Origin of the sequence: Chryseobacterium gossypii, assembly GCF_041361455.1 — a bacterium.
GTDB lineage: Bacteria > Bacteroidota > Bacteroidia > Flavobacteriales > Weeksellaceae > Chryseobacterium > Chryseobacterium gossypii.
Map to the genome: position 1 here is coordinate 96,743 of NZ_JBGCUR010000007.1, position 20,970 is coordinate 117,712.

The 20,970-nt window shown below is 39.7% G+C and carries 18 protein-coding genes; 8 read left to right on the forward strand and 10 right to left on the reverse strand.

Annotated features, from left to right (window positions below; translation table 11 throughout):
• Window positions 1-182: 182 nt before the first annotated feature.
• The gene (locus tag ABMQ40_RS06315) at window positions 183-4,640 is read left to right on the forward strand and encodes a fibronectin type III domain-containing protein (RefSeq protein ID WP_370897681.1); all 4,458 of its coding nucleotides are present in this window, start codon (window positions 183-185) and stop codon (window positions 4,638-4,640) included.
• A gap of 105 nt (window positions 4,641-4,745) precedes the next feature.
• Here the strand turns inward: ABMQ40_RS06315 and coaE are convergent, their stop codons facing one another.
• The 4 genes from coaE to ruvB are packed head-to-tail and all read right to left on the reverse strand — an operon-like array spanning window position 4,746 to window position 7,909.
• On the reverse strand, window positions 4,746-5,375 hold the full coding sequence (gene coaE, locus ABMQ40_RS06320) for a dephospho-CoA kinase (RefSeq protein WP_370897683.1): 630 nt from the start codon (window positions 5,373-5,375) through the stop codon (window positions 4,746-4,748).
• A 6-nt stretch (window positions 5,376-5,381) separates the two neighbouring features.
• Entirely contained in the window at window positions 5,382-6,248 is an 867-nt protein-coding gene (locus ABMQ40_RS06325; RefSeq protein ID WP_370897685.1) for an MBL fold metallo-hydrolase, read from the reverse strand.
• Between the two features lie 21 nt (window positions 6,249-6,269).
• Complete coding sequence (locus ABMQ40_RS06330) at window positions 6,270-6,884, reverse strand: FMN-binding negative transcriptional regulator (RefSeq protein ID WP_370897687.1); 615 nt, start codon at window positions 6,882-6,884, stop codon at window positions 6,270-6,272.
• A gap of 2 nt (window positions 6,885-6,886) precedes the next feature.
• On the reverse strand, window positions 6,887-7,909 hold the full coding sequence (gene ruvB / locus ABMQ40_RS06335) for a Holliday junction branch migration DNA helicase RuvB (protein ID WP_370897688.1): 1,023 nt from the start codon (window positions 7,907-7,909) through the stop codon (window positions 6,887-6,889).
• Between the two features lie 73 nt (window positions 7,910-7,982).
• On the opposite strand from ruvB, the gene hutI reads away from it, so the two are divergent.
• The 3 genes from hutI (at window position 7,983) to ABMQ40_RS06350 (ending at window position 11,562) form a co-directional block, all read left to right on the forward strand.
• On the forward strand, window positions 7,983-9,212 hold the full coding sequence (gene hutI / locus ABMQ40_RS06340) for an imidazolonepropionase (protein WP_370897690.1): 1,230 nt from the start codon (window positions 7,983-7,985) through the stop codon (window positions 9,210-9,212).
• 11 nt (window positions 9,213-9,223) lie between these two features.
• Window positions 9,224-10,156 (forward strand): formimidoylglutamase, encoded by a 933-nt coding sequence (gene hutG, locus ABMQ40_RS06345; protein WP_370897692.1) that lies wholly within the window; start codon window positions 9,224-9,226, stop codon window positions 10,154-10,156.
• A 113-nt stretch (window positions 10,157-10,269) separates the two neighbouring features.
• Complete coding sequence (locus ABMQ40_RS06350; protein WP_370897694.1) at window positions 10,270-11,562, forward strand: aldehyde dehydrogenase family protein; 1,293 nt, start codon at window positions 10,270-10,272, stop codon at window positions 11,560-11,562.
• A gap of 50 nt (window positions 11,563-11,612) precedes the next feature.
• Here ABMQ40_RS06350 and pyk read toward each other — a convergent pair whose 3' ends face one another.
• From pyk to ABMQ40_RS06375, 5 genes are read right to left on the reverse strand one after another with little or no spacing between them, the layout of a single operon-like run.
• Window positions 11,613-13,058 (reverse strand): pyruvate kinase, encoded by a 1,446-nt coding sequence (pyk, locus tag ABMQ40_RS06355; protein WP_370897696.1) that lies wholly within the window; start codon window positions 13,056-13,058, stop codon window positions 11,613-11,615.
• Complete coding sequence (locus tag ABMQ40_RS06360) at window positions 13,051-13,524, reverse strand: IPExxxVDY family protein (RefSeq protein WP_370897698.1); 474 nt, start codon at window positions 13,522-13,524, stop codon at window positions 13,051-13,053. The genes pyk and ABMQ40_RS06360 overlap by 8 nt, the downstream gene beginning before the upstream one ends.
• The gene (gene rnc / locus ABMQ40_RS06365; RefSeq protein WP_370897700.1) at window positions 13,502-14,263 is read right to left on the reverse strand and encodes a ribonuclease III; all 762 of its coding nucleotides are present in this window, start codon (window positions 14,261-14,263) and stop codon (window positions 13,502-13,504) included. Before rnc ends, ABMQ40_RS06360 begins: the two co-directional genes overlap by 23 nt.
• Window positions 14,264-14,272: 9 nt before the next feature.
• Complete coding sequence (fabF, locus tag ABMQ40_RS06370; RefSeq protein ID WP_370897702.1) at window positions 14,273-15,517, reverse strand: beta-ketoacyl-ACP synthase II; 1,245 nt, start codon at window positions 15,515-15,517, stop codon at window positions 14,273-14,275.
• Window positions 15,518-15,550: 33 nt separating this feature from the next.
• Window positions 15,551-15,790 carry an acyl carrier protein gene (locus ABMQ40_RS06375; protein ID WP_100075678.1) on the reverse strand — a complete coding sequence of 80 codons (240 nt, stop codon included), beginning with the start codon at window positions 15,788-15,790 and terminating at the stop codon, window positions 15,551-15,553.
• A 398-nt stretch (window positions 15,791-16,188) separates the two neighbouring features.
• Between ABMQ40_RS06375 and ABMQ40_RS06380 the strand changes: the two genes are divergently transcribed.
• Window positions 16,189-17,097 (forward strand): oxidoreductase, encoded by a 909-nt coding sequence (locus ABMQ40_RS06380; RefSeq protein ID WP_370897704.1) that lies wholly within the window; start codon window positions 16,189-16,191, stop codon window positions 17,095-17,097.
• 101 nt (window positions 17,098-17,198) lie between these two features.
• A complete protein-coding gene (locus tag ABMQ40_RS06385; RefSeq protein ID WP_370897706.1) occupies window positions 17,199-18,005 on the forward strand; it encodes a helix-turn-helix domain-containing protein in 807 nt (268 codons plus the stop codon).
• Between the two features lie 364 nt (window positions 18,006-18,369).
• Here the strand turns inward: ABMQ40_RS06385 and ABMQ40_RS06390 are convergent, their stop codons facing one another.
• Window positions 18,370-19,548 carry a leucine-rich repeat domain-containing protein gene (locus ABMQ40_RS06390; protein ID WP_370897708.1) on the reverse strand — a complete coding sequence of 393 codons (1,179 nt, stop codon included), beginning with the start codon at window positions 19,546-19,548 and terminating at the stop codon, window positions 18,370-18,372.
• Between the two features lie 99 nt (window positions 19,549-19,647).
• Between ABMQ40_RS06390 and ABMQ40_RS06395 the strand changes: the two genes are divergently transcribed.
• Together ABMQ40_RS06395 and ABMQ40_RS06400 are read left to right on the forward strand one after the other, a co-directional pair.
• Window positions 19,648-20,025, forward strand: coding sequence for a helix-turn-helix domain-containing protein (locus tag ABMQ40_RS06395; protein ID WP_370897710.1), 378 nt, complete (start codon window positions 19,648-19,650; stop codon window positions 20,023-20,025).
• Window positions 20,026-20,140: 115 nt separating this feature from the next.
• Window positions 20,141-20,923, forward strand: coding sequence for a hypothetical protein (locus tag ABMQ40_RS06400; protein ID WP_370897712.1), 783 nt, complete (start codon window positions 20,141-20,143; stop codon window positions 20,921-20,923).
• Window positions 20,924-20,970: the final 47 nt, after the last annotated feature.

Here is a 20,970-nt window from a genome sequence, read left to right on the forward strand (position 1 = left end):
TCCGCTTTTTAGATCTGTTAATCCATGGAGCTTAAAATTTTCATCTGTTTTTCTTCATGTTGTGTATATTTTTAATAAATGTTATTTTTTATTGACGATTTTTTAATCAATAAAGTATTTTTATTTTTTATTGGTAAAATAATCCATAGGTTTGTGAGATTATTATAAATTTTTAACGCATTATGAAGAAAATTTTTACTTTTTTAATTCTTCTTCTGGGACTGATCGATATAGGCTTTGTAACCCAGGTCTATGCGCAGGGGCCCGCTACATTACCTTATACTCAGGATTTCTCGAGTAGTAATGATTTTACTTTTGTCAACGGAACTCAGACCAATCAATGGGCTTATGGTTCTGCTGCCGGAAACCCGTCGGGATCCATCTATATCTCTAATGACAACGGGACCAGCAATGCATATACCAACAACATGAACAGTGTTGTCCAGGCTTACAGGGATATTGCTATTCCGGCCGGAACAACCAATGCTGTATTGTCCTTTGACTGGAAATCCTATGGAAATGATTCCGGATATGATTATTTCCGGGTATGGCTGGTTCCCGGAACCTATACTCCTACCGCAGGTACACAGATCGCTGCCGGGGGAGGAAGGATTCAGCTAGGAGGCAATTATGAGATGCAAAACTCATGGCAAACCTATAGCAATCCTACGCTTGACCTGAGCAGCTTTGCAGGCTCTACCATGCGTCTGGTATTTGAATGGAGGAATGACGGAACAACAGGATCCAATCCACCGGCTGCTGTTGATAACGTCAATATGTTTATTCCTACCTGTCTTGTACCCTCTGCTCCTAACGTATCTAATGTGACGCCTAACGGGGCTACCTTAGGATGGACGGCACCAGGGACTGCACCTGCTAACGGCTATGAATATTACCTTACAACAACCAACACTCCGCCTACCCCTGCAACCACAGGAACCCCGGTTACCGGAACTTCAGCACCTCTGACTACCTTAACTGCGGGTACCACTTATTATTGGTGGGTGAGATCAATCTGTTCTTCAACAGATCAAAGTGTATGGGTAGCAGGACCTTCATTTACTCCGGGACAAATTGGTTCAGGAACAGCATCAATGAGTTACCTTCCGGTTTATTCCTGCTATGGCTACGGCTATTCCCAGCAGATATATACCGCTTCCGAAGTGGCAGCTGCGGTTGGTACCAATAATCTAATTACCAAAATCAGATTTTATGTAGACAATACTGCTTCTACCCAAAGTACTTATAACCAGTGGGTGGTCTATATGGAGAATACCACTCAGGACAATTTTGCAACGACAGACAGCTGGATTCCTGTGGGCACCTTATCCCAGGTTTATTCGGGAATGGTACCTGCAATGACCAACGGTACCTGGCTTGAACTGACACTAACGGCTCCATTTGTATGGGACGGAACAAGCAATATCGTTATTGCCGTTGATGAAAATGCTCCTGGCTATTCATGTACTGCCGACTGGGGCAGCTATACAGCAGGGAACAACAGAGGTATACTTTATAGAAGTGATACAAACAACCCTGATCCTGCCAGCCCGCCATCTGCCAGCAGCAGGTATTCGGAGATTCCAAGGGTTCAGTTCGTAAGCGCTCAGTTGCAGCCTTGTACCACTGCTCCTCCAACAGGTATTACAGCCAGTAACCTTACTCCTACTACAGCCCTTATTTCATGGATCCCTGCTACCGGGGCGACCTATGTATTAAGATACAGAGTGGCACCTAATGGTCCGTGGACTACGGTCAACCTTACGGCTCCACTCACAAGTAATTATACCATTACCAACTTAACGGAACAAACTACCTACGAAGTTGAAATAGCAACTGTTTGTGGGGGAACTCAGGGAGCTTTCTCACCAGGAGTCAGCTTTACAACTCCGGCAATCAGCTACTGTACGGCAACTTCAACAAGCACTACTGATGGTTATATTACCAATGTTACTGTAAATCCGACCAACTCGATTCCAATGTCGAGCAATTCCGGAGAAAGTAACTATACCGATTTCAGTACAGATCCTGCCAGACTGGTAACCTTAGTAAGAGGGTCTTCCGGTAATGGACTGTCAGTTACCAAAACATGGCCTGGAACTCAGTGGTCATTTGCCACAGGAGTCTGGATAGACTTTAACAGAAACGGTATTTTTGAAAATAATGAACAGGTATTGGCATCCCCAAGCAACACCACTTCTCCTGTAACAGGAACCTTTAATGTTCCTACAGCAGCAGCGGGTGCTTACAGTGGTAACCTTACTACCCGTATGCGTGTGATCATAAGAGAATCTACTGCTCCTACACCTTGCGGAAGCTTTACCTGGGGTGAAGTGGAAGACTATGCTGTGAAATTAATTGATCTGCAGCCTTGTACCACGGCTCCTCCTACAAATATTACCGTAACCAACCTTACAGCCACTACGGCTACTATTTCATGGATCCCCGCTACCGGGGCGACCTATGTATTAAGATACAGGCTGTCGCCAAGCGGTACATGGACTACGGTGAACATTACGGCTGCACCTTTCAATACCTATACCATTACAGGCTTAACAGAGCAGACAGCCTATGATTTCCAAATCGCTACAGTATGTAGCGGAAGCCAGGGATCATTCTCTGCTACCAATACCTTTACCACTCCGGCATTGAGCTATTGTCAGATGACAGGAACAGGAACTAACGATTTCATTTCCAATGTAACGGTTACTCCTATTAATCCTGGCATTCCTGCCATGAACAATACTTCTGTACAAACCAATTATATCAGCTATAATACGCCAGATACTCTGATCACTCTGGATATCGGTTCTACAGGTAACAAGATCTCTGTTGCCAAAGGCTGGGCAGGGGCTACAAACAGTGATGCTGTATCTGCCTGGATAGACTTTAACAGAAACGGTGTATTTGAGACCTCAGAACAGATATTAAGTTCTGCGTCCAGCACTACTACCCCTGTAACGGCATTGTTTAGTGTACCTTCCAATGCTTACAGCGGACCTCTGACAACAACCATGAGAGTGGTATTGAAACGTTCCAGTGCTCCGGTGATGTGCCAGAATGCCATCAATGGTGAAGTGGAAGACTATGCGGTAAAACTGAGACCTTGTAGCACAGCTACTCCGGGGGCTCCTACCTTTACCGTTACGCATAATACTGCTGCCATTACCTGGACAGGGGCTACCAATAACATGACCTATCTTGTTCAGTACAGGGTTCAGGGAACTACCACCTGGACTGATGTGTATGCATCTACCCTTCTGGGGAATGTTCCTCTGACATTAACAGGGCTTACCCCTGCCACCACGTATGAAGTACAGATTGCAGCGGTATGTGGTAACACTCCTGGAGCGTTTACAGCCATCAAGACCTTTACCACCAGATGTGATCCTACGCCTCCGAACGTTACCATCAGCAATGTTACTACCAACTCAGCGGTAGTAACCTGGGCACCGATCGCAGCAAGCTCAACCTATGTATTGAGGTACAGAATAGTAGGGACTACTACCTGGACTACTGTAAACATTACAACAGCACCTTTGAATACCTTCACCATTACAGGTCTGACTCCTTATACGACTTACGAGGTTCAGGTAGCCAACAAGTGTAACGGTGAGACCACGGAAAATCCATATTCGAACCCTAAAGTATTTACTACAGAAAGAACATGTGAGCTTCCTCCTCCGGGATTAACCATTACCAACCTTACTCCTACTTCAGCAGTAGTGGTTTGGGATCCTTTCCCTGGAGCAACCTATATTCTGAGATACAGAAAAGTGGGTATTCCAAGCTGGACCACTGTTCCGGTATCAACGAATACTTATACCATCACAGGTCTGACAGAACTAACGAAGTATGAAATGCAGGTAGCCAATATCTGTAGCGGTACTCCGGGTACTTATACCCAGCCTTATTTCTTCACAACACCTACGGTAATATATTGTCAGATGTCATCTACCAACTTTGCCAATGAATATATTTCCAAGGTTACAGTGAAGCCTGTAGGTAAGCCTGTTATGGAAAGTGCTTCACAGGGTTCAAGCTATACAGATTATACCGGCGATGCATCCAGGTTCATTGAGCTTATCCAGGGATCTACCGGAAATGAGATCAGTATAGAGAAGACCGCCAGCCAGGAAGAAGGTATTGCGGTATGGATTGACTTCAACAGGAACGGATATTTTGATATCAATGAAAGGGTTCTTGCTGTGGGTCCTAATACAACCTCTCCTGTTACAGGCACTTTCAGTGTACCCGCTGATGCTTTTGTAAGTATGACGGACTACAAATACGTAGTGATGCGGGTGGCGATGCAGAGAGGAGCTATTCCTGTAAACTGTACGAGTTTTGACAATGGTGAAGTAGAGGACTATACGGTAAGGATCTCCAAGCAGCCGGTTCCTAATACGATTGACCAGACGCAAATCATGATCTATCCAAACCCTGTAAGCTCTGTACTGTATGTGAAGAACATCAGCAAAAGAGCAAATTACAAGATTTACAATGCTGCAGGACAGCTGATTTCCAGTGGAATCATCCTGAACAATAAGATCGATGTAAGCAGGCTGATCAACGGTGTCTATGTGATCGATATTGATGATAACGGAACCTCTGCACAGAAGAAATTTATTAAAGAATAATAATTAATAACTTCAAAAACAGAATAAGCTCTCATTTCTGAAAGCTTATTTTTATTGTACCACCAATAAAAAATACACTCGCTGGAAATTCAGCGAGTGTATTTCTTATTCGATACCGAAAATTATCCGTTCCGTTTGCTCCTTTAAATCTTCTAAATTAGTGTTGTTATAGATAATGCAATCCGCCAGTTTTATTTTATCTTTTTCAGGCATCTGCCGATCCATAATGGACTGAACTTCGCGATAGGTCTTTCCGTCTCTGTCCATCACCCTTTTTATCCTTATATTATCTTCTGCAGTTACAAGAACAGATCTGTAGCATTCCTGGTTCAGCTTTAATTCAAATAGCAATGCCGTTTCTTTAAAAGCTAAATATTTGGTTTGCTTTTTCGCCCATTCCTCAAAATCCAGTTTAACGGCAGGATGGATGATCGCATTTAATTTTTGAAGTAAGTCTTTATTATTGAAGACTTTTTCTGCCACAAATTTCCGGTTATACAAGCCGTTTTCATCATACGCATTTTCTCCGAGCAGGGCCTTTATTTTTATTTTCAGCTCCTCACTATCATTCACAATAGTTTTTGCTCTGTCATCAGAATAATAAACCGGAAATCCGAATTCTTCAATGAAGTGGGCCACTGTAGTTTTACCCGAGCCTATTCCTCCGGTCAAACCAATGATTTTGGGAGCCGGTTCCGGCTCTGTTTTTTCTGTTTCTGAATATAATTCTTCCATAACTAATTAATATCCGAAAACTTCGTTAAAGCTATATGTTTGATCCAGTCTTACACCTTTTTCGGTCATTTTCAGACTCGCCAGCTCATTGTGGGCATCGTGTTCGAAGAATAATAAATATTCGTTATCAATACATTGCTTAAGAAATTTTCCCTTTTCTTCCAATGTTAAAAGAGGCCTGGTATCATATCCCATCACATAGACCTGGTTTATATGGCCTGCAGTAGGGATAAGATCTGCTGCAAAAACAACTGTTTTTTCCTGATACTGGATTACCGGTAACATTTGTTTTTCGGTATGGCCGTCAACAAAAATCACATCCATTTTCAGGTCCGGGGCAAAACCGTAATTCCCGGTTTTAGGCAGGGGTAAGAAATTTAGCTGCCCGCTTTCCTGCATCGGGATAATATTTTCTTTTAAAAAACTTGCTTTTTCTCTGGCATTAGGCTCGGTAGCCCATTTCCAATGATTCTCGTTTGTCCAGAACTGGGCATTGGGGAATGCAGGTCTGTAGCCCGTTCTGTCATCATTCCATTCAATGGCGCCGCCACAATGGTCAAAATGAAGATGCGTCAGAAAAACGTCAGTAATATCTTCTCTGATAAATCCGTATTTCTTTAAATTTTTATCTAAATTATCATCTCCCCACAGGGCATAGTGTCCGAAGAATTTTTCATCCTGTTTGTTTCCCAGACCGCAATCTACAAGGATTAATTTTTTACCGTCTTCAATAAGTAAGGAGCGGGTTCCTAATTCAATTAAATTTCTTTCGTCTGCAGGGTTGGTTTTTTCCCACAGACTCTTTGGGACGACCCCGAACATGGCTCCGCCGTCCAGTTTAAATTTTCCACATTGTATTGGATATAGCTTCATATAATATTAAGTTTATAATGTTTATTTATTCAATAGTTTCATTTTTTCGGCAATCTTTCTTCCGTTCTCATCCGATGATTTTTCAAGTTGGGAGATGATATTTTGAAAATCAGCCTCTTTCCTGTTTTGAGACAGTTTCTGCTTGATAAAGATCTCGGTTGGCATTATTTTTAAGCCAAAGGCGCCTTTCATTTCTTTTTCCACAAATTCTCTTCCCATGTCTTTCACCATTACCGGGCATTGCTGGAACTTTTCATACTTGCAGGTTAATTTTTCAAGATGCCGGTAAAGCTCTTTATGGTCCATAAGCTCAACTTTCCCGTAAATCTGAACAGCCTCATAATTCCAGGTTGAGACGTTGATATGGTCATACCAGCTGCTTGAAATGTAAGTATGAGCTCCTAAAAAATCGCACAAAACCTCATCACCATCCTTTAATACTTTTGCCTGGGGATTAGCTTTGGAGATATGGGTTTCCAGGTATGCCTGCTTTGGATGCTCCTCGTTCAGAAGCATCATGGAATGGGTAGCCCTTATTTTGTCGGTTGAAGATATCAGTAAAGCAAAGCTATTCTCGCTGATGATTTCTTTCATCAGATCCAGATCTTCGCTTTTGTATAATTTAGGAATAAACATGATCAGAATAGTTCTCCGGGGTTTTTGGGTCTGGAAATATTTAAATGCTTATAAGCCTTTTCAGTTACTTCTCTTCCCCTTGGCGTTCTGATGATGAATCCTTCCTGGATTAAGAAAGGTTCGTAAACCTCTTCCAGAGTTTCCGGATTCTCACCGATGGATGTGGCCAATGCGGAAATCCCTACCGGTTTTCCTTTAAAATTTTCAATCATGACCCGCATGATCTTATTATCCATTTCATCAAGTCCGAATTCATCTACGTTCAGAGAATCAAGAGCATATTTTGTAATGTTGATTTCAATTTCGCCATTCCCTTTGATCTCAGCAAAATCCCGGACCCTTCTTAAAAGTGCGTTGGCAATTCTTGGAGTACCCCGGCTTCTTCTTGCGATTTCGATGGCTGCATCCTCATAAATTTTTACGCCTAAAACCCTTGAGCTCCGTTGAATGATTACAGACAAAAGCTCAATGGTGTAATATTCCAGCCTGCTTTGAATGCCGAATCTTGCCAGCATCGGCTTGGTAAGCATTCCGCTCCTGGTGGTAGCTCCTACCAAAGTAAAAGGATTCAGCCCGATCTGTACGCTCCTGGCATTGGGCCCGGTTTCCAGCATGATATCGATTTTGTAATCTTCCATCGCAGAATACAGATATTCCTCTACCACCGGGGATAAACGGTGGATCTCATCAATAAAAAGGACATCGTTTTCCTCAAGATTCGTCAGCAGTCCTGCCAGGCTTCCGGGTTTATCCAGAACGGGACCGGAAGTTATCTTACAGTTGACGCCCAGCTCATTGGCTATTATATGGGCCAGGGTAGTTTTACCAAGACCAGGAGGTCCATGTAACAGTACATGATCAAGAGCACCACCTCGCCTTTTGGCAGCGGTAACGAAAACTTCAAGATTTTCTAAAGTTTTCCTTTGTCCCGCAAAATCCCTGAAACTTTTGGGACGTATCTGCTCCTCCTGTAAAAGCTCTTCACGGGAATAGTTTTCCTTATCTGGATGTAAAAAATCAGGCATTAAATCATTTCATTTACCTCAAAGATAGGATTTTTAAGCCTAATTCTGAAATTGTATTTGTAAATTAGCGAGCATGAAATTAATAGGCCCATTTAAGCAAATTGTTACCCTTGCCAATATTCCGCTAAGAGGTAAGCTATCTGACGACCAGCTTGAAATCATTATTGACGGAGGCATTTTGATCGATCATGGTAAAATTGATAAAGTAGGAAACTTTGAAATACTGAAATCCGAAAATCAGGATGCAGAGATTGAAGTCATTGAAGGGGAGCAAATCGCCCTTCCTGCTTTTGTAGATTCTCACACCCATATCTGTTTCGGTGGAAACCGTGCGAATGATTTTGCGATGCGTAATGCCGGGAAAACCTATCTTGAAATTGCGGAAAGCGGGGGAGGCATCTGGAGCTCTGTGCAGCATACAAGAAAGGCCACAGATGAAGAACTGTTAGAAACTTTGCTTGAAAGAATTAATTTCCTGATCTCGTTGGGGATCACAACTATTGAGGTCAAGAGCGGTTATGGCCTGGATACGGATAATGAGCTGAAAATGCTCAGAACCATTAAAAAAGCACAATCACACACTGACGCAACACTGATTCCGACATGCCTTGCTGCCCACTTAAAGCCAAGAGATTTTGAAGGAAGCAACCAGGAGTATCTAAACTATATACTTACTGAGATCTTACCTGAAATAAAAAAAGAAGGCCTGGCTGACAGAGTGGATATTTTCATAGAAAAATCGGCCTTCCAACCTGATGAAAGTAAGGCCTTCCTGCTTAAAACTAAAGATTTAGGTTTTGAAATTACTGTTCATGCAGATCAGTTTACCCCCGGAAGCTCGAGGATTGCGGTAGAGGTCGGTGCACAGTCAGCAGATCATCTCGAAGCGACCATTGATGAAGATATAGAATTTTTAGCTAAATCGGATACCGTGGCTACAGCTTTACCGGGTGCAAGTTTAGGATTGGGAGAAAAGTTTACCCCGGCAAGAAAACTGCTGGATGCCGGTGCGATCCTGGCTATTGCAAGCGACTGGAATCCGGGGTCTGCTCCAATGGGGAACCTTATTACACAGGCTTCAATTTTAGCAACCTATCAAAAACTGACAACAGCCGAAGTATTGGCGGGGATAACTTTCCGTTCAGCGTTTGCTCTCGGACTGGAGGACAGGGGAAGGCTCATGAGCGGATTGAAAGCAGATTTTGTGACCTTTAAAACCAATAATTTTCAGAATGTTCTTTACAACCAGGGCAGCCTGAAAGCTGAAAACACATATATTAACGGCAATAAGTATAAGTTTTAATATTTTAGATAATGTCTGATATTTGGCAAGGTAGATTGGATGGAGAAGAACCTCTTTTCCACAGGATCTTTCAAAGAGTAATACAGGAAAGCAATTATGATACGATTTCAGCGGGTGATTTTGTTTTGCATGGATTCGCTGTAGATGAAGGGGTAAGGAGGAATAAAGGAAGACAGGGCGCAAAGGATGCCCCGGATGTGATCAGGAAAAATATGTCGAATTTCCCGGTGATTCTTCCTGACTTTTCACTGCTGGATTTCGGAAATATTACCTGTGATGACGGTAATCTGGAAAATACACAGAATAGTCTTGCCAAAAAGGTGTCAAAGGTTCTGCTTAAAGGTGCCAGATCCCTTGTTTTGGGAGGCGGGCACGAAGTGACCTATGCACATTATCTCGGAATTAAAACGGCCTTTCCCGAACAGAAAATAGGGATCATCAATATCGATGCTCATTTTGATAACAGACAGCCGGAAAAAGGAACGGGTGCCAGCTCGGGGACAGGGTTCTGGCAGATCGCGCAGGAAGGGGAGATCCATTCATTACATATCGGGATCCAAAGGAACTCCAATACATTGAAATTATTTGATACGGCTCATCAGTATGGAATGAAATATATCCTTGCAGACGAACTTTTTTTTGAGAATCTTCCATCCGTTTATCAGCGTATTGATGATCTGCTTGCCGGTGTAGATTTTGCCTACCTAACTGTTTGTATGGATGTGTTCAATGCTTCTGTTGCTCCCGGAGTTTCTGCTCCTGCCTACAACGGTATTTTTGGAGATACGGTATTCATGCATTTTTACCGGCATATTTTAAAGAATAAGAAGCTTATTGCTCTGGATGTAGCAGAAGTTAATCCGTCTTATGACATTCAGGAAAGAACGGCCAGGCTGGCAGCGAGCCTGGTGAATGAATGGTTTATGATCAACAGAGAATTATAACTTTATGATAGAGAAAATCATTCTTTTATTCCCCCAAAGGAATAAGATTTGCTGCTTTCACCATGCTTTATAAGGGATTGTAATCATATCCTATTTTGAAATAACATTACATTATGGAACAATCAATTGAAAATAAACTTATTAAGGCTGATAATGCCTTCTCCCGGTGGAAAAGGGTTCCTTTTGAAGAAAGACAAAAGCTGATTGCAAAAGCAGCGGATCTCCTAAGAAACAATTCTGAAAAGTTCGGCAGGATCATTACGGCAGAAATGAACAAACCGATCTCGCAATCTATTGCCGAGGTAGAAAAATGTGCCTTAATGATGAATTATTATGCCGATGCTGAAAATATCATCGAACCTGAAAAGGTTGAATCTGAATTTAATTATTCTGAAATTCATTATGTACCGAAAGGAGTGATTCTGGGTGTAATGCCCTGGAATTTCCCTTTCTGGCAGGTCTTACGGTTTGCCATTCCTGCAGTTTTGGCAGGAAATACTGTGGTATTGAAGCATGCATCAATCTGTTTTGGAAGTGGAAATGCCATTGAGCAGGTTTTTTTGGAAGCCGGTTTTCCGGAAGGCATCTTCCAGAATCTGGAAGTAGGACATAAGGAAGTTAAGGAAATTTTAGAGCATGAAGTAGTGAAGGGTGTCAGCTTGACAGGAAGCGGTAGAGCAGGGGGAGAAGTGGCTTCCGTGGCCGGGTTAAACGTTAAAAAATCATTGCTTGAATTAGGAGGAAGTGATGCGTTCATTGTTTTAGATGATGCAGACCTTGATGAAGCTGCAAGAACAGGAGCGCAGGCAAGGCTTCAGAACTGCGGCCAGACCTGTGTTGCTGCTAAAAGATTCATTATTGATGAAAAAATTGAGGATGAGTTTCTTCCGAAATTTATCGAAGAGTACAAAAAATATGAGCCGGGCGATCCGATGGATAAGGCTACCAAATTGGGAGGTATGGCCCGCCCGGATCTGGCAGATGACCTTGAAGATCAGTTTAAAAGGGCCCTGGAATATGGTGCTGAAATTATTATTCCTCTGGAAAGGGTCTCTGATCATGAGTTTAAACCCGGTCTAATCAGGGTAAAAGAAGGAAATCCTATCTTGCAGGAAGAGCTATTCGGGCCTCTTGGAATGGTGATGACTGCCGGAAGTGATGAGGAAGCTTTAAAAATGGCCAATGACATCCCTTTCGGTCTTTCAAATTCAGTCTGGACAAAGAGTAAAGACCGCCAGCTGTTCTTTATAGAAAATCTGGAGTCCGGAACCGTGAATATCAACAGAATGACAAGTTCCGATCCCCGTTTTCCGTTCGGCGGAACAAAAGCGTCAGGATATGGGACAGAACTTTCCCTTATAGCGCTGAAAGAATTTGTGACCCCCAAGACAATTGTAGGAAACTAGATAAAAAAAGCTACCGGATTCCGGTAGCTTTTTATTTAAATCATAATATCTTAAACTGTAGTTAGCCTTAAAGTGTTTGTTTTTCCTCCTTCATAGGATGGCGTAGCATTGATATTGATTACAAAATCCCCTGACTCGATATAGCCGTAATTATGGGTCAGCATATTTACCTGGATGATGGTTTCATCAGTAGGCTTTTTCATATCATAGTAGTAAGCATGCACTCCCCAAAGAAGGTTCAGCATGGTAATGACCCTTCTGTTGCCACTATATACGATAATATGTGAATTTGGCCTGTGGGCTGACAGCTGGAATGCGGTATATCCGGAATGCGTTAACGTAACGATAGCAGCTACATTGGTAGTCTTTGCGATCCTTACGGCTGCAAGACATACCCTGTTGGTAATAAATCTGTCATCGATACAGTTGTAATCTTTTTCGATAGGCGCATTTTTGTGCTGATAAAAATGGGTCATCTCGATGTTTTTCACAATTTTAGCCATATTTTCAACTACCTGAACCGGATATCTTCCCACAGAGGTCTCCCCGGAAAGCATCACGGCATCGGCCCCGTCTAAAACAGAGTTGGCAACATCATTTACCTCTGCTCTGGTAGGCGTCAGACTGTTGATCATTGTTTCCATCATCTGGGTTGCAATGATGACAGGCTTGGAATAGAACCTTGCTTTTTCAACCAGATTTTTCTGAATGGCAGGAACTTCCTCCATAGGCACCTCCACCCCTAAATCCCCACGGGCCACCATTAAGCCGTCGCATTCCAGCAGGATCTCATCAATATTTTTTACTCCTTCAGGTTTTTCGATCTTGGCAATGATCGGGGTTTTGAACTTTCCATTCGGATGTTTGGCGATCAGTTCCTTTAAATCGATAATATCCTGTGCGTGACGAACGAAAGAGAGTGCGATCCAGTCTATTTCCATATCGAGCATGAAGTTAGCGTCCTGGATATCTTTTTCGGTCAGGGCAGGAAGGGAAACATTGGTATTGGGCAGGTTTACCCCTTTTTTAGAGCTTAGCGGGCCTCCCTGAATGGTTTTGGCCTTTACGGTATCTTTTTCATTGGTCTCAATTACTTCAAGAACCAGCTTGCCGTCATCGATAAGGATTCTTTCACCCACCTTTACATCCTGAGGAAACTGCTGATAGGTCATGTAGACTTTAGTGGAATCTCCTTCTATTTTTTCATTTGTGAAAGTAAGGACATCTCCGGGGTTAAGGTAAGAGCCTTCTTTTACAACTCCTACTCTTAATTTTGGCCCCTGCAGATCTCCCAGGATCCCTACTGAAAAGCCGTATTCTTTATTAAGTTCTCTGATTATTTCAATATTTTTTCGAACCAGGTCATAGTCCGCATGTGAAAAATTTATTCTGAAAATATCGACACCTGCTTTCATTAACCCTAACATTACTTCCTTTGATGATGAAGCCGGTCCTAGTGTCGCGATAATTTTTGTTTTCTTTAAATACTTATTCATAATACTGGATAATTTGATAAAGTTCTTCATCAGAACTTAGTGTATAATCTTGGATCGGAAAGACAAGATTTTCAGGGAGCAAAATTACGGAAAAATCAGGAAATTGTTCCGAACTGTGCAAAATATATTCGACATCTACCTGATTATTTAATAAAAATTTAATATTTTCTTCTTCTGCAAAGAGCTCTGTCTGTTGTTTTTTTTGAATACTTTCAGAAGATCTGTTGGATATGAAGGTAAAACAGGTCTTTGTATACTTGTGATAGGCTTCATATTTTGGAAAATAATAATCATAATAGGCCCCATGAAAAACAATATCTTTTTTTCTTGAGAATTTGAGGTCGTTATTCTGATTGATTTTATAGAAAAACTCGTGATCGGGAATATTCTTTGCTAATCTTACCAATCCTATGGTAATATCTTCAAATTCTATTTCATCTAAATCATAAAGTTTTTGAATTTCCAAGTATATTTTCTTTTTTGTTTAAAATATAAAATGCTCTTTGGGCTGCTTTTTCTTCCGCCTTTTTTTTGGAAGTTTCGGTTGCGTTGGCGATTTTGCTGTCCCCGAGCCAGACATGGCAGCGGAATACCGTAGCTTTATTTACCTGAACCTCTTCGCAGGTTTCATATTTTATCTGTACTTTTTTCTTCTGGCTCCATTCCAGCAGAAGACCTTTATAGCTTACTATTTTATTTTCAAGCTTATTGATCTCAGACGGGGTCAGGAGTTTCTCCAGGATGATCTTTCTACAGGTTTCGTACTGGAAATCCAGATAAACCGCACCTATCAGCGCTTCGAATAAATTTCCTGAAATATTCTCACCTAATGCCGAAGAATTCTGCTTTTGCAAAAGATCCGTAAGCTTTAAATCCTCACCTAATTTATTAAGATTTTTTCTATTAACAATCTTGGATTTCATTTGTGTCAGATATCCTTCATTTGCCTGAGGATAAGTTTGGAACAAATGACAGGAGATGATTGTTCCCAAAACAGAATCTCCTAAAAATTCAAGCCTTTCATAATTGCTGTCTTGATTTTTAGAAGAGTTTTTCAGAGAAAAGGCTTCCCGGTAAAGTGCAATATTCTGCACCTCAGTACCTAACATTTTTCTGAGTTCTGTACTAAGGAAGTAATCTCTCTCCGTTAATTTTCTTTTTCTTTGTTTGAGAAGGAATTTAGAAAAGTATTTCTGTAACTCCATTCAGTAAGTTTAGATTTTCTTAAATAGAACGCAAGCATTATGCCCGCCAAATCCAAAAGTATTACTCATGGCTACTTTTACATCTTTCTTTACAGCTTCATTGAATGTGAAATTCAGCCTGCTGTCAATATTTTCATCATCTGTAAAATGGTTGATCGTAGGAGGTACTATACCATGAATAATAGTTCCTAAAGCAGCAATAGCTTCAATCACTCCTGCGGCTCCGAGAAGGTGCCCGGTCATTGATTTTGTAGAATTGATCTGAATATCATAAGCGTGCTCTCCCAGTAATTTTGAAATAGCGCTGGATTCTGCGATATCTCCTAATGGAGTAGAGGTACCATGCATATTGATATGATCTACTTCATCAGCAGTTACCCCGGCATCTTCCAGGCAATTTTTCATTACCAGATAGGCACCCAGACCTTCAGGATGCGGGGCTGTCATGTGATGGGCATCCGCGCTCATACCACCCCCTTTTAATTCTGCATAAATGGTAGCACCACGTTTTACAGCGTGCTCATATTCTTCAAGGATGATACATCCCGAGCCTTCACCCAGTACGAAACCGTCCCTGTCCTTATCAAAAGGTCTTGAGGCTGTTTTAGGATCATCATTTCTTGTAGAAAGCGCCATCATAGCGTTAAATCCTCCGACACCACTTGCCGTAACGGCTGCTTCAGAGCCACCACATACAATGACATCCGCTTTTCCCAGCTGGATGAGCATTTTCGAGTCGATAATAGCGTTTGCCGATGAAGCACAGGCGGAAACCGTAGTATAGTTAGGACCATGAAAACCATATTCAATGGAAATATGCCCTGGTGTGATATCCGCGATCATTTTTGGGATAAAGAAAGGGTTGAATCTTGGAATTTCTGTATTGGCCCATCCGAGAACTTCTGTTTCGAAAGTTTCTAAACCTCCGATCCCGGAACCCCAGATCACTCCGACCCTGTTTTTATCCACATTGTCTTCGATTATTCTGGAATGTTTTACAGCTTCTCTGGCTGCTACAAGCCCGAATTGGGTATTCCGATCCATTTTTTTTACTTCTTTTTTATCAAAGTACTGCAATGGATCAAACCCTTTTACTTCACAGGCGAACTTTGTTTTAAAGTTTGTGGCATCAAAAAGAGTAATCGGAGCTGCACCGCTCTCACCTTTAACAAGATTTTCCCAGTAATCCTTCGCATTATTTCCAATCGGTGTTATTGCGCCAAAACCGGTTACAACTACTCTTTTTAATTCCATAAACTTTTAAAATTTTCTTTTTGTTGAAGAATATTATTTATTTACTACTTCCTCGATATAAGCAATAGCGTGTCCTACAGTAGTAATTTTTTCAGCTTGATCATCTGGGATTTGAATGTTGAATTCTTTTTCGAATTCCATGATTAATTCAACAGTATCTAATGAATCAGCTCCTAAATCGTTAGTGAAGCTAGCTTCAGGAGTTACTTCTTTTTCTTCAACGTCAAGCTTATCAGCGATGATAGCTTTTACTCTTGATGCAATGTCTGACATAGTAAATTATTTTTTTAATTGTTAGATGGTGCAAATATATAAAATTCTTTACGATAAAACATTTTTTTACTCTTTTTTGTGGATGTGCTTTGGTTATTTTGTAGTGAGATGATTTAGGATTTTAGTTTTCAGGAGATTATATTTGGTAAGGTTGGTATTATTTTCCGTCATGGAGATTTACAAGGATAAAAATATTTCATGTCCGATTTATTTAAGATAAATTGAAACTGTAATGATTCTGAATATTACGGGCAGGGTATGGCTGGAACGCTGCTCGTATCATTTTATAGGGGAACCCGAACAGGAATGACTGTTTTAACAAACCAAAATTGAGCTTTTTAACAAACCGGACTTCGGCTGATATGGATGAAATTTGTATCAACAAAATCAATAAGAAAATGAAAAAAGTATGGTTTGTAACAGGAAGTTCAAAAGGTTTGGGAAAAAGCCTTGTTGAAGCAGCATTGTCGGCAGGGGATTATGTAGTGGGCACGGCAAGAGATCCTTATCAGCTAAAGGAATTAACACAACGGTATCCTGAACAATTATTGCCATTACAGCTGGATGTTCAGATAAAGGAGCAGATTTATTCTTCTGTTAAAGCAGCAATAGATCATTTCGGGCGTATTGATGTTCTGGTGAATAACGCAGGCTTTGGGGTCACCGGAGCGGCTGAAGCATTTACCAATGAGCAGGTAAGGAGCCAGCTGGAAGTGAATCTGTATGCCCCTATTGAGATAACAAGGGCGGTACTACCCTATATGAGGCAGCAGCATTCGGGGCGCATTCTCCAGATCAGCTCTATAGGCGGAAGGGTAGGAAATGCGGGGCTTTCCATTTATCAGGCCGCCAAATTTGGTCTTGCCGGATTCTCGGAATCTTTAAGTAAAGAAGTTCTTCCTCTGGGGATAAAAGTTACCTGTATAGAGCCCGGCGGATTCCGCACGGAATGGGCGGGCACGTCGATGAGTTTTGCCAGGGATATTGATGGGTACGAAACTACCGTCGGAAAGGTCAGGGAACATTTTACATCAGGACAGTTCCTTCCGGTGGGTGATCCGGCCAAAGCCGCTAAAGTAATGCTAAGCCTGGCAGACCATCCTGAGCCGCCTCTGCATCTGGTTTTAGGAAGTGAGGCAGCAGCGATCCTGAGAAGTGCCGATGAAAGAAGAAAAGAAGAGTTTGAGAAATGGCTGGACGTTACAGTTTCAACAGATCATGATGATGCAGTGGATATCTTCAAGTCAGAATTTGGTAAACAGTATCTGGCCCAAAGGACCAATCCGAATGGCGGATCCGGAAAATAATGACAGCTTCCGGAAGATATCAGAATCAGTAATGGGAGAATGGGCATTTTGTCTTCTCTCATTCTGTTATTTATAGAGACCATTGTTTATATTTGTATGGAATGAAAACTATAAGAGAAGATTTTGAAAATATTGTTTATTCCTGTTATGCCCAGGTAAGCAGGCAGGGGGAGCATTTTGTGTCTGAACATGTTCTGAGCTATCAGATTGCGGGGGACCTTATCCTGAATGATGGAATTAATGATTATTCCGTAACCGATGGGTCAGTCCGGTTTTTAAAAAGAAACCAATTGCTGAAGTTTACAAAGCAGCCACCTCCTGACGGAGAGTTTAAATCCTTATCCGTTTACCTTGATCAGCAAACCTTGAAGAACTTCAGTCTGGAATACAGGATAATCCCGGAAAGCAAGCCTGTATTCAATAAACCTATATTGTTAAATGAAAGCTCAGTGCTGCAGGGTTTTATGCAAAACCTATTGACGTATCAGCTTTCCAACCGGCTTTCAGATCCCCGTCTGGCAGAAATAAAACTGAAAGAAGCTCTTATTCTGCTGCTTCAGGAAGCTCCTGAACTGAAGGATGTGCTGTTTGATTTCACCGAACCCGGTAAAATTGATATTGAAGCTTTTATGAATAAGAACTATCATTTTAATGTCAATTTAGACCGGTTTGCCTATCTTACGGGAAGAAGCCTTGCTACGTTCAAACGTGATTTTGAAAAGATCTTCGGAATTACTCCCGGGAAATGGCTTTTGCAAAAGAGATTACAGGAGGCGCATCATCTTTTGGAAAAAGGGAAAATGGCGTCGGACATCTATCTGGATCTCGGCTTTGAAGATCTTTCTCATTTTTCATTTGCCTTCAAAAAGCACTATGGGCTGTCACCGAGTAAAATCACATCGGTATAAGCCTCAATCATCAGGCATAATATTTTTCCCGAATTTCTGTCTTTCAGCACTTATAAAAGGTCATATTCTGGTGATCCGGCTTTGTATTGCAAAAAACAGTTCCAACGGATTGAACTGTAATCATAGAAAATATAATTTTTACGGCATATTTTTTCATACTGCAATATAACGTTGGTTCCCTGCTATGTAATCTATGGTAAAGAAATGTTTTTAAGTTATTCTAGCGGTGTTTTGCAGAGTTTTAAGTCTGAGTTATGGTGTAATAGTGATGAGTGCCTTAAAGTGGCTTAAAATCAAAATGATTGGCTTTACCTGTATGTGGTAGAACCAATCATATTAATCTGTATTACAATATTTTAATTTATCAATTTTTTATAATTTTTTTTGTTATAACGTCTGTTCCGTTGTATAATTTTAAAAAGTAAATCCCGTTAATCAATAATGAAGTATCAATTTTAAATTGCTGTAAATTGCCTGATTGAATAATTCTGCCCTCTGAATTGATAATTTCATACCTTGTAAAATCTGAATCGGAAACTATATTAAGTGAATTTTTGAAAGGATTAGGATAAACACTAAACTGTTTTTTGGTTGTTGTTTCTGCTGTTGCAAGCACTGAATTACATTCAGCAGTCGTTTCAACATAAGTAGCAGTATAGGGTTTTACCCAAAAATTTGTCAAAGTAGAACTATCTTTCCAATCCACAAAAATACATCTCAATAATGGAGATTGTGTTACATTTCCAAATAGTACATTTAGCATATTGCTATTGTTACCATTCCGAACATCAACACTAGCCAAATTACTACCTTGTGTATATAGTTCCTGTAAGCTAGTATTTTGAGCGACATTTAAAGTTGTTAAATTAGAGCTAGTTGTCAGTTTTTTAAGATTGATATTAGAACTAAGATTGATATTTGAAATCGGAGTTGCAGAAAAATTTAGTTCCTCTAAATTAATATTGGAATTTAAAGAAAGATTTGCAATAGGATTGTTTTCAATTCGCAAAACTTTTAACCCACTATTATTAGATGTGTTCAATGTTGAAATTTGATTGTTGGTGCAATATAATTTCTGAAAAGAATTTGAGTTTGGTAAATTAATGTTTGACAAATTATTCCATGAACATGATAAGTATTCTAGGAGCAAATTTTGATTTACAGTAAGACTTGTAAGGTTGTTGTTATCACAAAATACCGTTTTTATTTGAGTATTTTGGCTTAAATCAAGATTCGTTAGATTGTTACTACCAATTTCTAAGACTTTTAGATTTGAGAAATGTTGAATACCATTCAAAGACGAAATATTGTTGCCTAATAGCCATAATTCAGCTACTTGTTGTGCTTCGGTGACTTGTATTTCCATATCATTGTTCGTGTCAACCTTAATCCAATTACCCGCAGAATTTTTTGCGATGTGTGTTGAAGGAGTTGAAAATACAAGTTTAGATTTGAATGTATTGTCAGTAAAATTTACAATAGCTTGGGAAAAGATATTCGCAGTAAGGGCGACAGTAAATACAAGAGATAATTTTGTTCTCATTTTTTAAATTTTTGAAAACAAAAATGCAGACTTATATCTTATTTATTATATTTGTATCATTGTATAATATAACCAAAATGGTTATAATTCATAACCGTTATGATAGGAAACAAGATAAAAAATATACGAGAATTAAAGAATTTTACTCAGGAATACATGGCTGAAAAATTAGATATTTCTCAAGCTGCATATAGTAAATTAGAAAAAGGAGATATAAAAGTTTCATCTGAGAAACTTTCTCAAATTGCTAAAATATTAGATGTTAAGCCAGAAGATATAACATCTTTTGACAGTCAAAAATATTTTAACAGCTTCAATAATGTTAAAGGGAGTAATAACGGTAGTATTATCATTGGAGCAGATGAGACTGAATTGATAAAGAAATTGTATGAGGATAAGATTTCATTGCTCGAAAAATTATTAAGCAATACAGAAAAAGAGTTAAAAAATTATAAAACAAAATACGGAGAGCTTTAATGGCTCTCTTTTTAGTTAGTAAATAATAGTTGTAATTCATGTTTAAATGAAATAATAAAAATTGTTAAGGTATTATTTTACTATATTTGGCAAGCATTATGCAGTGTAGTCTCGCATGAAATATTTATTTTTTCTATTACTTAGTATCTCCATTTATGCTCAAAATATTGTTTCGGGAAATACAATCTCAGAGCAAGGATTTATATTGCAAAATGTCTCCGTTATTAATATTCAAACTAATGAACAAGTAGTTTCAGATAACCAGGGATTCTTTAAAATAAAAGCAAATGCAAATGACGAGTTGAGATTTATTAAAGAAAAATATGAGAGAACAACTAGAAAAGTGACTAATCAGGATTTTTCTAGTTTAATTTCAGTGAGCCTTATTCAGTTACCTATTGAAATTGAAGAAGTTGATTTGGGGTTTAATGCAACGGGTGATTTTAAAAAAGATATAAGTCTGAGAAATTCTAAAAAGAAATTGTTAAACGAAGAAATAAAAGATTATATAAAAACTCATCCTGAAGAAAAAAAAGATGCAAGAATTACCACACCAAATTTTGGAGTTCCAGATATGAATCAAGGGCAGGTCAGCATTTTAAGTGTTGGTAACGGTGGCTCAGGCGGTGTATTAGGGTTAGTAGCAAAACAAATTCTTAAAAAGGATAAGCATAAACCTAATTTTTCAGAAATACAGAATTTCCATAGAAAAGTAAAAGATACTTTTTATGATGATTACTTTACAAAGCAAGGATTAGATGAATTTGGTTTTGAATCATATTTAGTTTATTTAGATAGTCGATATAAATTCTCAGAAAAGTATTTTAATAATTTTAATACTTTAGAAATTGATAAAAAACTAAAAAATCTATTGCAAGAATATATTAATATGAATTAGTCAATACTTAATCTGACAGTTAGGGGTTAAAAATAATTGTCAGTTAT

Bases quoted from the DNA above. Each gene is read 5' to 3' on its own strand.
- ABMQ40_RS06315 (WP_370897681.1), top strand. From the start codon at position 183: ATGAAGAAAATTTTTACTTTTTTAATTCTTCTTCTGGGACTGATCGAT.
- coaE (WP_370897683.1), bottom strand. From the start codon at position 5,375: ATGGAAGAATTATATTCAGAAACAGAAAAAACAGAGCCGGAACCGGCT.
- ABMQ40_RS06325 (WP_370897685.1), bottom strand. From the start codon at position 6,248: ATGAAGCTATATCCAATACAATGTGGAAAATTTAAACTGGACGGCGGA.
- ABMQ40_RS06330 (WP_370897687.1), bottom strand. From the start codon at position 6,884: ATGTTTATTCCTAAATTATACAAAAGCGAAGATCTGGATCTGATGAAA.
- ruvB (WP_370897688.1), bottom strand. From the start codon at position 7,909: ATGCCTGATTTTTTACATCCAGATAAGGAAAACTATTCCCGTGAAGAG.
- hutI (WP_370897690.1), top strand. From the start codon at position 7,983: ATGAAATTAATAGGCCCATTTAAGCAAATTGTTACCCTTGCCAATATT.
- hutG (WP_370897692.1), top strand. From the start codon at position 9,224: ATGTCTGATATTTGGCAAGGTAGATTGGATGGAGAAGAACCTCTTTTC.
- ABMQ40_RS06350 (WP_370897694.1), top strand. From the start codon at position 10,270: ATGGAACAATCAATTGAAAATAAACTTATTAAGGCTGATAATGCCTTC.
- pyk (WP_370897696.1), bottom strand. From the start codon at position 13,058: ATGAATAAGTATTTAAAGAAAACAAAAATTATCGCGACACTAGGACCG.
- rnc (WP_370897700.1), bottom strand. From the start codon at position 14,263: ATGGAGTTACAGAAATACTTTTCTAAATTCCTTCTCAAACAAAGAAAA.
- fabF (WP_370897702.1), bottom strand. From the start codon at position 15,517: ATGGAATTAAAAAGAGTAGTTGTAACCGGTTTTGGCGCAATAACACCG.
- ABMQ40_RS06375 (WP_100075678.1), bottom strand. From the start codon at position 15,790: ATGTCAGACATTGCATCAAGAGTAAAAGCTATCATCGCTGATAAGCTT.
- ABMQ40_RS06380 (WP_370897704.1), top strand. From the start codon at position 16,189: ATGAAAAAAGTATGGTTTGTAACAGGAAGTTCAAAAGGTTTGGGAAAA.
- ABMQ40_RS06385 (WP_370897706.1), top strand. From the start codon at position 17,199: ATGAAAACTATAAGAGAAGATTTTGAAAATATTGTTTATTCCTGTTAT.
- ABMQ40_RS06390 (WP_370897708.1), bottom strand. From the start codon at position 19,548: ATGAGAACAAAATTATCTCTTGTATTTACTGTCGCCCTTACTGCGAAT.
- ABMQ40_RS06395 (WP_370897710.1), top strand. From the start codon at position 19,648: ATGATAGGAAACAAGATAAAAAATATACGAGAATTAAAGAATTTTACT.
- ABMQ40_RS06400 (WP_370897712.1), top strand. From the start codon at position 20,141: ATGAAATATTTATTTTTTCTATTACTTAGTATCTCCATTTATGCTCAA.